12 protein-coding genes are annotated in these 11,167 nt (G+C 69.5%); 4 read left to right on the top strand and 8 right to left on the bottom strand.

The window, feature by feature from the left end; all coding sequences use genetic code 11:
* Positions 1–29: 29 nt before the first annotated feature.
* From tuf to ACFWBB_RS22500, 5 genes are all read right to left on the bottom strand, one after another.
* Positions 30–1,223 (bottom strand): elongation factor Tu, encoded by a 1,194-nt coding sequence (gene tuf / locus ACFWBB_RS22520; RefSeq protein ID WP_351757707.1) that lies wholly within the window; start codon positions 1,221–1,223, stop codon positions 30–32.
* A 156-nt stretch (positions 1,224–1,379) separates the two neighbouring features.
* Positions 1,380–3,506: an elongation factor G gene (gene fusA, locus ACFWBB_RS22515; protein ID WP_385275249.1), complete on the bottom strand. Its 2,127-nt coding sequence runs from the start codon at positions 3,504–3,506 to the stop codon at positions 1,380–1,382.
* 39 nt (positions 3,507–3,545) lie between these two features.
* Complete coding sequence (rpsG, locus tag ACFWBB_RS22510; RefSeq protein ID WP_020132641.1) at positions 3,546–4,016, bottom strand: 30S ribosomal protein S7; 471 nt, start codon at positions 4,014–4,016, stop codon at positions 3,546–3,548.
* A gap of 3 nt (positions 4,017–4,019) precedes the next feature.
* A complete protein-coding gene (rpsL, locus tag ACFWBB_RS22505; RefSeq protein WP_003948652.1) occupies positions 4,020–4,391 on the bottom strand; it encodes a 30S ribosomal protein S12 in 372 nt (123 codons plus the stop codon).
* Between the two features lie 257 nt (positions 4,392–4,648).
* Positions 4,649–5,668 (bottom strand): glycosyltransferase family 2 protein, encoded by a 1,020-nt coding sequence (locus ACFWBB_RS22500; RefSeq protein WP_385275370.1) that lies wholly within the window; start codon positions 5,666–5,668, stop codon positions 4,649–4,651.
* A gap of 197 nt (positions 5,669–5,865) precedes the next feature.
* On the opposite strand from ACFWBB_RS22500, the gene ACFWBB_RS22495 reads away from it, so the two are divergent.
* A complete protein-coding gene (locus ACFWBB_RS22495; RefSeq protein ID WP_385275245.1) occupies positions 5,866–7,134 on the top strand; it encodes a hypothetical protein in 1,269 nt (422 codons plus the stop codon).
* Positions 7,135–7,186: 52 nt separating this feature from the next.
* Here the strand turns inward: ACFWBB_RS22495 and ACFWBB_RS22490 are convergent, their stop codons facing one another.
* From ACFWBB_RS22490 to ACFWBB_RS22480, 3 genes are read right to left on the bottom strand one after another with little or no spacing between them, the layout of a single operon-like run.
* Positions 7,187–7,438, bottom strand: coding sequence for a hypothetical protein (locus ACFWBB_RS22490; RefSeq protein ID WP_385275384.1), 252 nt, complete (start codon positions 7,436–7,438; stop codon positions 7,187–7,189).
* A complete protein-coding gene (locus tag ACFWBB_RS22485) occupies positions 7,435–8,097 on the bottom strand; it encodes a hypothetical protein (RefSeq protein ID WP_385275242.1) in 663 nt (220 codons plus the stop codon). Before ACFWBB_RS22485 ends, ACFWBB_RS22490 begins: the two co-directional genes overlap by 4 nt.
* Positions 8,090–8,413, bottom strand: a complete 324-nt coding sequence (locus ACFWBB_RS22480) for a WhiB family transcriptional regulator (RefSeq protein ID WP_385275239.1) — start codon at positions 8,411–8,413, stop codon at positions 8,090–8,092. The genes ACFWBB_RS22485 and ACFWBB_RS22480 overlap by 8 nt, the downstream gene beginning before the upstream one ends.
* Before the next feature lie 222 nt (positions 8,414–8,635).
* Here ACFWBB_RS22480 and ACFWBB_RS22475 point away from each other — a divergent pair, with 222 nt between their 5' ends.
* From ACFWBB_RS22475 to ACFWBB_RS22465, 3 genes are all read left to right on the top strand, one after another.
* Positions 8,636–9,127 carry a helix-turn-helix domain-containing protein gene (locus ACFWBB_RS22475; RefSeq protein ID WP_385275235.1) on the top strand — a complete coding sequence of 164 codons (492 nt, stop codon included), beginning with the start codon at positions 8,636–8,638 and terminating at the stop codon, positions 9,125–9,127.
* Positions 9,128–9,947: 820 nt separating this feature from the next.
* The gene (locus ACFWBB_RS22470) at positions 9,948–10,361 is read left to right on the top strand and encodes a hypothetical protein (protein ID WP_384110768.1); all 414 of its coding nucleotides are present in this window, start codon (positions 9,948–9,950) and stop codon (positions 10,359–10,361) included.
* Between the two features lie 146 nt (positions 10,362–10,507).
* On the top strand, positions 10,508–11,110 hold the full coding sequence (locus tag ACFWBB_RS22465) for a phage tail protein (RefSeq protein WP_384110765.1): 603 nt from the start codon (positions 10,508–10,510) through the stop codon (positions 11,108–11,110).
* The last annotated feature ends 57 nt before the right edge of the window (positions 11,111–11,167 follow it).

Genomic DNA, 11,167 nt, shown 5'->3' with positions numbered 1-11,167 from the left:
GCTGGAGCTACCAGGTCGATCAGCAAGAACTACTTGGTGATCTTGGTGACCTGGCCGGCGCCCACCGTACGACCACCCTCACGGATGGCGAACTTCAGGCCCTCTTCCATGGCGATGGGCTGGATGAGCTCCACCTTCATCTCGGTGTTGTCACCCGGCATCACCATCTCGGTGCCCTCGGGGAGGGTCACAACGCCCGTCACGTCCGTCGTACGGAAGTAGAACTGCGGACGGTAGTTGTTGAAGAACGGCGTGTGGCGGCCACCCTCGTCCTTGGACAGGATGTAGGCCTGGGCCTCGAAGTCGGTGTGCGGCGTGACCGAACCCGGCTTGATGATGACCTGGCCGCGCTCGACGTCCTCGCGCTTGATGCCGCGGAGCAGCAGACCGACGTTCTCACCGGCCTGGCCCTCGTCGAGCAGCTTGCGGAACATCTCGATGCCGGTGACCGTGGTGGTGGTCTTCTCCTGCTTGATGCCGATGATGTCAACGGTCTCGTTGACCTTCAGGACACCACGCTCGATACGGCCGGTGACGACCGTACCGCGACCGGTGATCGTGAAGACGTCCTCGACGGGCATGAGGAACGGCTTGTCGACGTCACGCTCGGGGGTCGGGATCGCCTCGTCGACGGCGGCCATGAGGTCGAGAACCGACTGACCCCACTCGGCGTCGCCCTCGAGCGCCTTGAGCGCCGAGACCTTGACGACCGGCAGGTCGTCGCCCGGGAACTCGTACTCGGAGAGGAGCTCACGCACCTCGAGCTCGACGAGCTCCAGGATCTCCTCGTCGTCCACCATGTCGGCCTTGTTCAGGGCGACGACGATGTACGGAACGCCGACCTGGCGGGCCAGGAGCACGTGCTCCTTGGTCTGCGGCATCGGGCCGTCGGTGGCGGCGACCACGAGGATCGCGCCGTCCATCTGCGCGGCACCGGTGATCATGTTCTTGATGTAGTCCGCGTGACCCGGGCAGTCGACGTGGGCGTAGTGACGGCCCTCCGTCTGGTACTCGACGTGCGCGATGGAGATGGTGATACCGCGCTGACGCTCTTCGGGAGCCTTGTCGATCTGGTCGAAGGCCGAGGCCTCGTTCAGGTCCGGGTACTTGTCGTGCAGCACCTTGGTAATGGCGGCCGTGAGGGTCGTCTTACCGTGGTCGATGTGACCGATGGTGCCGATGTTGACGTGCGGCTTAGTCCGCTCGAACTTCGCCTTCGCCACGGGGGTCCTCCTGGGAGTGGTTCTGGAACGCCTTGCTTCATCGGCGCCAGGTGATCTTTGCTGGAAAGCCCGGGTCCAGGGGGCAAACATCCGGCAATGCGGCTGTTTGCCCCTTGAGGCTCCGGAGTCAAGCCTACGGCGTGCAAACGGAGTGCGTTACTCGCCCTTGGCCTTCGCGATGATCTCCTCGGCGACGTTCCGCGGAACCTCGGCGTAGGAGTCGAACTGCATCGAGTAGCTTGCGCGACCCGACGTCTTGCTGCGGAGGTCGCCGACGTAGCCGAACATCTCCGACAGGGGCACCAGGCCCTTGACGACGCGGGCACCGGCCCGCTCCTCCATGGCCTGGATCTGGCCACGGCGGGAGTTGATGTCGCCGATGACCTCGCCCATGTAGTCCTCGGGCGTGGTGACCTCGACGGCCATCATCGGCTCGAGCAGCACGGGGCTGGCCTTGCGCGCGGCCTCCTTGAAGGCCTGCGAGCCGGCGATCTTGAACGCGAGCTCGGAGGAGTCCACCTCGTGGTAGCCACCGTCGAGCAGGGTGACGCGCACGCCGGTCATCTCGTAACCGGCGAGGATGCCGAACTGCATGGCCTCCTGCGCACCGGCGTCGACCGAAGGGATGTACTCCTTCGGGATACGACCACCGGTCACCTTGTTCACGAACTCGTACGAGGCGTCGCCGCCCTCGATCGGCTCGATCGCGATCTGCACCTTCGCGAACTGGCCGGTACCACCAGTCTGCTTCTTGTGCGTGTAGTCGACCCGGTCGACCGCCTTGCGGATGGTCTCGCGGTACGCGACCTGCGGCTTGCCGACGTTGGCCTCGACCTTGAACTCACGGCGCATACGGTCGACCAGCACCTCGAGGTGCAGCTCGCCCATGCCACCGATGATGGTCTGGCCGGTCTCCTCGTCCGAGTGGACCTGGAACGACGGGTCCTCCTCGGCCAGGCGCTGGATCGCGATGCCCAGCTTCTCCTGGTCGCCCTTCGACTTGGGCTCGATGGCGACCTGGATGACCGGGGCCGGGAAGTCCATGGACTCCAGGATCACCGGCTGCTTGTCGTCGCACAGCGTCTCACCGGTCGTGGTCTGCTTCAGACCCATGACGGCCACGATGTCGCCGGCGCCGACCGCCTCGATCTCCTCACGCTTGTTCGCGTGCATGCGGTAGATCTTGCCGATGCGCTCCTTCTTGCCCTTGACGGAGTTCAGCACGGCAGTGCCGGACACCAGGCGGCCCGAGTAGACCCGGACGAAGGTGAGCTTACCGAGGTGCGGGTCGCTCATGATCTTGAACGCAAGGGCGGACAGCGGCTCGTCGTCGGACGGCTTGCGCTTGACGACCAGCTCCGCGTCCTTGACGTCGTGGCCCTCGATGGCCTCGACGTCCAGGGGGGAGGGCAGGTAGCGCACGACCGCGTCGAGCAGGGGCTGGACGCCCTTGTTCTTGAACGCGGTGCCACAGAACACCGGGGTGACCGTGATGTCGTTGGACTTGCCGGACGCGATGGTGATGCGACGGATCGCGGCGTACAGCTGCTCCACCGAGGGCTCCTGGCCCTCCAGGTACAGCTCCATGATCTCGTCGTCGTTCTCCGCGACGGTCTCGACGAGCTTGCCGCGGTACTCCTCGGCAGCCTCGGTGTGGGTGGCCGGGATGTCGACAACGTCGTACATCTCGCCCTTCTCCGCCTCGGCGGACCACACGAAGGCCTTCATCGTGACCAGGTCGACGACGCCCTTGAAGTCGGCCTCGGCACCGATCGGGAGCTGCATGACGATCGGCGTCGCGCCAAGGCGGCTGCTGATCATGTCGACGCAGCGGTGGAACTCGGCACCGGTCCGGTCGAGCTTGTTGACGAAGCAGATACGCGGGACGCCGTAGCGGTCCGCCTGACGCCACACGGTCTCGGACTGGGGCTCCACACCCGCGACGCCGTCGAACACCGTCACGGCACCGTCGAGCACGCGAAGCGAACGCTCCACCTCGACGGTGAAGTCGACGTGGCCCGGGGTGTCGATGATGTTGATGGTGTGGTCGACGTCGGCCAGCGGCCAGTGACAGGTGGTGGCAGCAGAGGTGATCGTGATGCCACGCTCCTGCTCCTGCTCCATCCAGTCCATGGTCGCGGCGCCGTCGTGGACCTCACCGATCTTGTAGGAGACGCCGGTGTAGAACAGGATCCGCTCGGTGGTGGTCGTCTTGCCCGCGTCGATGTGGGCCATGATCCCGATGTTGCGGACCTTGGCCAGGTCAAGTGAAGTGGTAGCCATAAGGCCTTCGTCTTCTCTCGGTCTCGATGTGGGTAGCGACTACCAGCGGTAGTGCGCGAAGGCCTTGTTCGACTCGGCCATCTTGTGGGTGTCCTCGCGCTTCTTCACAGCGGCGCCGAGGCCGTTGGACGCGTCGAGAAGTTCGTTGAGGAGGCGCTCGGTCATGGTCTTCTCGCGACGGGCGCGGGAGTAACCGACGAGCCAGCGCAGCGCCAGGGTGCTCGCGCGACCCGGCTTGACCTCGATCGGGACCTGGTAGGTCGCGCCACCGACACGGCGGGACTTGACCTCGATGGTCGGCTTGATGTTCTCGAGAGCGCGCTTCAGCGTGATGACCGGGTCGTTGCCGGTCTTCTCGCGCAGGCCCTCCATGGCACCGTAGACGATGCGCTCGGCGGTGGAGCGCTTGCCGTTCAGCAGCACCTTGTTGATGAGCGACGTGACAAGAGGAGAACCGTAGACCGGGTCGATGATGACCGGGCGCTTCGGGGCAGGGCCCTTACGAGGCATTGTTTACTTCTCCTTCTTGGCGCCGTAGCGGCTGCGGGCCTGCTTGCGGTTCTTGACACCCTGGGTGTCAAGGGAACCGCGGATGATCTTGTAGCGAACACCGGGCAGGTCCTTCACACGGCCACCACGCACGAGCACGATGGAGTGCTCCTGCAGGTTGTGTCCCTCACCCGGAATGTAAGCAGTGACCTCGATCCCGCTGGTCAGACGCACACGCGCGACCTTACGCAGGGCCGAGTTCGGCTTCTTCGGGGTGGTCGTGAACACACGCGTGCAGACGCCGCGACGCTGGGGCGAACCCTCGAGTGCGGGCGTCTTGTTCTTCTCGACCTTGTCCTGCCGGCCCTTCCGGACCAGCTGCTGGATCGTAGGCACTACTTCTCCGGTTTCTGTGTGCCGAATGGTGAAGCTAACCTGGAACTTCGCCGACCCACGCGGTCGGGTGTGTCGGATCCGGCGGACTTCCGCCGCGAGGCGGGAAGAAGCACAGATCACAGCGGCCGCTTACTAGGCCCGTGTGCGGTTGAAGACACGCACGAGGGCCAGGGCACACCCCAGGCACAAGGTCTGAGCGTACCTAGCGCATTCACTCCGGTCAAAACAGAAGCCCCGCCCCCCGACACGCCGGAGGTTTACGAGCGCTGCCCCAGCCCCTGCGATACCGGCGCCGCAGGGTCCGCGGAGGCGCCCGGAGGCGACGCCGGGGACGGCACGGTCGGGTCGCCGCCGGCCCGGAACGGCCCCTTCGCGGCGTCCGCCGCCGTGTCGTGACCGATGAAGTACGTCGGACGGTTCTGTACGGCCGTGTAGATCCGGCCGACGTACTCGCCGAGCAGGCCGACGCAGACCAGCTGGACCGCGCCGATGAACAGCACGCCGATGAAGAGGGACGTCCAGCCGGGGACGGTGTGCTGGAAGGCGTGGGCGCTCAGGGTGTAGACCATCAGGCCCAGGCAGACCAGGAACGCGAAGCCGCCCAGCCAGGTGGCGATACGCAGCGGGGCCGCCGAGAAGCCCGTCACGCTGTCGACGGCCAGGCGGATCATCCGGCCGAGGGGGTACTTGCTCTGGCCGGCCGGCCGCGGGGCACGCTCATAGGTGACCTCGCCGCTGGGAAAGCCCAGCCAGGGCACGAGGAGGCGGTACACGCGCTGCTGGTCCGGCAGGGCCCTCAGGGCGTCCACGGCGGCCCGGCTCAGCAGCCGGAAGTCACCGGCCTGGGCCGGGACCGACGGTCCGGCGAGACGGCGCACGAGCCGGTAGTACAGACCCGCCGTCCACCGCTTGAAGCCGGTGTCGCTCGCCCGGTCGGCGCGGATGCCGTAGACGATGTCGAGACTCTCCGCACGGGCCAGCCCGACCATCTCGGGGATCTTCTCGGGCGGGTCCTGGAGATCGGCGTCGATGCTGACGACGTACGCACCGTGCGCCCGGTCCAGACCCGCGGTCAGGGCGGCCTGGTGTCCGGAGTTCCGGCGCAGACCGATGACCCGCAGCTGCGGCCAGCCGAGCCGGAAGGCGGCCAGCAGCTCGGCCGTGCGGTCGGTGCTGCCGTCGTCGACCGCCACGACCTCGTAGCCGACGCCGAGGTCCGCGAGGACCGGCCGCAGCCGGCTGACCAGCGCGGGCAGGACCTCTTCCTCGTTGTACATGGGTATGACGACCGACAAGACGGTCGCCGCCGCCGTGGTGTCCGGGGCTTCTGTCACCCGTCCTCCCCCAAGCTGTGGCCGCACATGTGCGACGCTGTTGCGATCTTATGACCGCACTCTTATGAGCAACTTCACGATCATCCGGACAGCGGTGCCGCCCTCAGGTGTCCGGCGATCGGCCGAGGGGGACCCCAGCCATGAGCACGGCTTCCAGCGACACGGCGACGGACCCCGCCGTGCCCGGCGAACACGCGCGCGGACCGCGCCGTCTCACCCTGCCCGACGGTGTACGACCGTACCTCGCCCCGCTGCTCCTGTACGGCGTCACGAAGCTCGTCGGCCTGAGTGTGTTCGGCTGGCTGCTGGAGTGGGCCGACGACTACCAGAAGAAGAACCCGCGCTTCGGCGGCGGCGCCCACTGGTGGGACGTCCTGGCCACCTGGGACGGCTGGTGGTACCTCCAGGTCGCCGAGAAGGGGTACGACCCCCGCCCGCTGGAGCAGCTCGCCCCGGGCGGACTCTTCACCGTCAAGCAGAACTCGGTCGCCTTCTTCCCGCTCTACCCGGGCCTGATCCGGGGCGTCTCCGAGACCACCGGGCTGGGGCTGTACGGCTCCGGGATGCTGGTCTCGGTCGTGGCCTCGTTCGTCGCGGCCGCCGGTGTCTACGCCGTGATCGCGATGCTCGCAGGGGTGCGGGCGGGCACGATCGCGGCCGGGCTGTGGGCGGTGGTGCCCGGCGCGGGCGTGGAGTGGGCGCTCTACTCGGAGTCGCTGTTCGTCGCCATCGCCTCCTGGTGCTGCTACTGCGTGATGAAGCGGCGGTGGGTCGCGGCGGGGCTGCTCGCCTTCGTGGCCGGGCTCAACCGGCCGACCTCCGCGGCGCTCATCGGCGCGGTCGGGCTCGCCGCCATCGTGACCCTGGCCCGGCGGGAGAGCAGGCGCGAGCACGGGGTGTCGGGGCCCCTGTACGCCATGTTCGCCGCGCCGCTCGGCCTGCTCACCTATGTCACCTGGGTCGGCCTCAGCATGGGCGACCTCACCGCGTACTTCACGCTCCAGCGCGAGGGGTGGGCGCACTACTTCGACTTCGGTTCGTACACCTTCGACGTGCTGGCTGACACGGCGGTCGGTCGCCACGACTATCTCTTCGCCTTCTCCGTCCCCGACCTCCTGGGCGTGCAGCTGGTGCTGGCGCTGCCCTTCCTGATCGCGCTGATGCTGCGCAGGAAGCCGCCGCTGGTGCTGGTCGCGTACACGCTGGCCAGCGTGATCACCGTGCTGGGCACCCAGCAGATGTTCGGCAACACGGGCCGGTACCTGCTGCCGGTCTTCCCGCTGCTGCTGGCCCCGGCGGCGGCGCTGAGCCGGCTGAAGTGGCCGAGCCTGGCGGTGTTCTTCGGGACGGCGGCCCTCGCGTCGGGGTGGTACGCGCATTACGTGATCTTCGAGTTGGGCATTCCGTAGGCCCGGTGCGGCGGTCCGGTGCGGCGGTCCGGTGCGGCGAAGGGGCCGGAGATCACCGGGCCCGGCGGGTTGCGCGTTCGGCGGCGAACACGTCCTCCAGCCGGAAGAGCTGGGCCCGCCCCGCCTTTCCGGCCGGTTCGAGATGCCCCAGCTGGACCCACTTGCGAATGGTGGCGGGGGCCACACCGACCTCCTGGGCCGCGAGAAGGCCGGGAATCAGGGTCGGGCGCCCGGCGGTGCGTCGGTCGGGGGTGCGTCGATCCGCGGTGCGTCGGTCGGCGGTGTGTCGGTCGGCGGTGCTCATGCGCGCGCCCACTCCCCCTCGTCCCAGGTGTGCCGGTAGGCCGGGTCGTCGTGGCAGCCGCAGTCCGGTTCCGGGCAGCGGCAGGCCGGATTGACGCAGAGGACGGCCGCGCGGTCGGGGAACGCGCGCAGGGAGACGGAGTCGCACCAGGGACAGCGGCCTGCGACCCGAACGACGGTCTCGGTGTCGCCCAGCGCGCGGGCGCAGCGGCGGGCCATCCGGCGGGTCTCGTCGCGCACATGCGCGGCCAGGACGGTGTCGGCGGCCACGCGGTCGAGGAGGGACGCGATCCGGCGCAGCCGCTCGGGCACGGAGGCGCGGCGCGGACGGGACAGTCCGAGCCGGTCGCGCACCGCCTCCTCCAGTTCGAGCACGCCGTCGGTGATGTCACGGATGGCGTCGGAGACATGCAGGCGGAGCGGGGCCGCGCCGTGGCCGGGCGCCACGAGGCCGTGCCGCTGCTGGAGCAGCAGCTGCTCCTCGCGCTCCTCGCGCAGGCGGGCGCCGAGATCGGCGGGAGGCCGCGACGCGGCGGGGCGGTGGGCGGGGGTCGTGCGGCCGGGGACCAGTTCCGTGGACAGTTCGGGGAACTGCTGGAGAAGGGTGCCGATCCAGAGGGCGGCCTGGGCGGTGGGGCGGTCCTCGCAGGCCTCAGCCACGGGTGCCGCCCTGGGCCGGGAGGTGGGCGAGGCCGACGGCCGGGGCGGGGGCCGACGGAAGGGGATGCGCGGGCACGGGGACCGGGCGGCCGGAGCGCCAGAGGCGGCCGCCGCAGACGCCGTCGAACCAGTTGTCGGCCGGTGCCACCGCCTCCTCGCAGGCCCGCCGCACGCGACAGTCGGCACAGGCCCGCAGCGCGGGGGCGGCGACCTTGGCCTTCTTGGAGAAGACGACCCGCGGGGAGAGCCCGGTACAGGCGGCCGCGGACTGCCAACCGGGAGCTGACGGGCAGGAACTCGTTTCGGGCATGGACATGGGACCCCCCTGGGTTCGTGAATGAGCCGTACTGGGTGAACGCCCCCCAGACTACAGATTGCGTGCGCGCCCGCAACGAAATTCGGGCGGGCCAGGGCGCGCGGCGTCCCCTCAATCTCCATGAACCGCACAAATTTTCCTCACTGCTTGCTCGAGAGCACGTAATTCCGCGCGCGCAAGCAAGCTAAACTCTTGCCCACCCCCGAAGGAAGAGAGAAAGACATGACCAACCAGGGCTTGGACGCATTCGCCGCGTGGGTCGAAGACCTCATGCGCGAACGCGGCTACGACATCGACAGTCCACGCGGCGGCGGCAAGTCGAGAATCGCGGACGAGGCCGGCGTGCATCGCGCCGCGGTCACCCGTCTGCTCCAGCGGCAGAGCATGCCGGACCTCGAGACCACCCGCAGGCTCGCCCGCGTGCTCGGGGTGCCGGTCCGCGACATGCTCATCCGCTCCGGCCGGCTGACCGCGGAGGAGCTGGCCGACCCGCACGACTACCTGGCCTCGCCCGCGCCCAGCGCGGATTTCGGCCGCCGCCCCACGCTGGAGGAGGTCGCGGACCTGCTGGGCGTGCCCGCCGACCGGCGCGAGATGTTCGTCAGGGTGGTGGAGCAGTTCCTGCCGAGCGAGGCCGAGGCCGAGGTGACGCAGGTGCGTGAGGGCCGGCGGGTCCTGGTGGAGTCGGCCGCGGCCGCACCCACCGCCGACTGACCGAGCCGGAACCACCGGTCACGCATGCCGTGCCGGTTCCGATCGAAGGGCGCCCGTGGGCCGACGGGAGCTCCGGTCGACGGCACTACGACTCGCACCCGCCCGCGCGACGACTGACGCCGGCACCACCCACGCACGACGGCTTGGCCCCGCAGCACCCATGCGCGACGGCTTGGCGCCGCACGACACCCGCACGAAGGCTTGGCCGGCACCGCGCCCGCGCGACGACTGACGTCGGCACCACCCCCGCACGACAGCTTGGCCTGCACCGCGCCTGCGCGACGACTTGAGCCCGCACCACAGCTCGCGCCCGCGCGAGGGCTGGCGCCCGCAGCACCCATGCGCGACGGCTTCCGTCCGCACCGCGCCCGCACCGCAGCTCCCGCCCGCACCACGCCTGCGCGACGACTGACGCCCGCACCTGCGCCTGCGCCACAGCTCGCGCCCGCAGCGGGGCTGGGGCCCGCACACGCACTCCCACTCGTGCCCGCGCCTCAGCTGCACCACGAGTGCCCTCCGCTCCCTCTCCCCTCTCCTCTCCGCTCCCTCTCCCCTCCCCTCTCCTCCCCCTCCTGACCTGCCCTCGCCCCTGCACCCCCCGCCCCTCCCGCACCTCGCCTCACATCTCCCCCGCCGATTTAGTTGCGTGCGCGCACGCTCGTCTGTCACAGTTGGTGCAGCGGCGGAGCTGTGACCGCGAGCCCCGAGCGGGCCGCACCCGCCGCCGTACGCCGGGCCGAGGCGCCGCGCGCCTCCCCTTCCCCGCCCCCGCGCGGCGCCCGCCCGGCGACTTCCCCTTCTTCCGGCGAGGTGACCCGGCATGACCACACCCACCCCACCGAGCGCCTTCCCCGACGTCGAGGCCCTAGTCGTCGACATCCTGGAGGCCGACTCGGCGCTCTCCACGGCGCTCGTCGCCGTCGAACCGCCCGCGAACTTCGACGGCACGACCGCCGCCGTCCTCGTCAACCGGCGCGGCGGCGCGTGGATCGGCGAACTGCACGTCGACCAGCCGCTGATCGAGCTGGAGGTGTACGGCCCGACCAAGCAGGCCGCGCACGTCCTGGCCAACTCGGCCCGCCGCGCGCTGCTGGCCGCGGCCGGCAACCGGTACGGCACCAACCTCATCACCGAGGTGGAGGAGCAGGACGGCCCGCGCTGGCTGCCCGACTACCTCTACCGCGCGGCCAACCGCTACGTGACCGTGATCAAGGTGTACCTGGACGTCTACTGACGGGCCCGCGCGGGCAGCCCGCCCGCCACCGCACCCCCACAGACCGAAGGCCCCGCCCTCGCATCCGCGAGACGGCGGGGCCTTCGCCGTACCCGGAACGGCCGGGAACGGCCCCCGCATCACCCCCTAGATAAGGAGATCCACCCATGGCAGGCACCAACTCCTCCGAGATCCGCATCGCCGGCGTCGGCCGCCTCTACGTCGGCGCCGCCGACACCAAGGTTCCGACGACCTTCTCCACCGACCCGTCCACCGACTGGGCCACCGGCTGGAAGAACCTCGGCTTCACCACCGGCGACGGCGTCACCTTCAGCAAGAAGGACAAGCTGGAGCCGGTCGACGTGTGGCAGGCCGTCAGCCCGGTGCACTTCGTGTACTCGGACCGCGACCTGACCCTGAAGTTCTCGCTGATGCAGTTCAACGAGGACACGCTGCCGCTCTTCATGGGCGGCGGCGCGGTCGAGGCCGTCACCGGCTCCACGGGCGTCTACAAGTACGAGATCGCCGACCGTCCGTACGCCGACGTGCGTGCCCTCGGCCTGGAGTTCACCGACGTCCGCGCGAGCGACGGGACCGCCGTGACCTACCGCTTCGGCATCCCGCGCGGCCAGGTCACGGCGGCGGACGACATCAAGCTGGCCCGCAAGTCGCCGGCCCAGCTCGGCATCACCTACACGGCGATGGCCGCCGCCGACGGTTCGGCGCTGGCCAGCTTCGTGATGAAGGACACCGCGTACGCCGCGTCCTGACGCGCCGGGGTGGGGCGGGCTCCCCGCCTGCCCCACCCCGGAGCCCCGTTCCTCTTC

The organism is Streptomyces sp. NPDC060000 (genome assembly GCF_042737375.1).
Lineage (GTDB): Bacteria > Actinomycetota > Actinomycetes > Streptomycetales > Streptomycetaceae > Streptomyces.
The sequence above is the reverse complement of the archived record's forward strand: the minus strand, read 5'-3'. Positions and strand labels throughout refer to the sequence as shown.

Excerpts from the sequence above, each read along its gene's own strand:
- fusA (WP_385275249.1), bottom strand. The coding sequence starts at position 3,506 with ATGGCTACCACTTCACTTGACCTGGCCAAGGTCCGCAACATCGGGATC.
- rpsG (WP_020132641.1), bottom strand. The coding sequence starts at position 4,016 with ATGCCTCGTAAGGGCCCTGCCCCGAAGCGCCCGGTCATCATCGACCCG.
- ACFWBB_RS22500 (WP_385275370.1), bottom strand. The coding sequence starts at position 5,668 with ATGTACAACGAGGAAGAGGTCCTGCCCGCGCTGGTCAGCCGGCTGCGG.
- ACFWBB_RS22495 (WP_385275245.1), top strand. The coding sequence starts at position 5,866 with ATGAGCACGGCTTCCAGCGACACGGCGACGGACCCCGCCGTGCCCGGC.
- ACFWBB_RS22490 (WP_385275384.1), bottom strand. The coding sequence starts at position 7,438 with ATGAGCACCGCCGACCGACACACCGCCGACCGACGCACCGCGGATCGA.
- ACFWBB_RS22480 (WP_385275239.1), bottom strand. The coding sequence starts at position 8,413 with ATGTCCATGCCCGAAACGAGTTCCTGCCCGTCAGCTCCCGGTTGGCAG.
- ACFWBB_RS22475 (WP_385275235.1), top strand. The coding sequence starts at position 8,636 with ATGACCAACCAGGGCTTGGACGCATTCGCCGCGTGGGTCGAAGACCTC.
- ACFWBB_RS22470 (WP_384110768.1), top strand. The coding sequence starts at position 9,948 with ATGACCACACCCACCCCACCGAGCGCCTTCCCCGACGTCGAGGCCCTA.
- ACFWBB_RS22465 (WP_384110765.1), top strand. The coding sequence starts at position 10,508 with ATGGCAGGCACCAACTCCTCCGAGATCCGCATCGCCGGCGTCGGCCGC.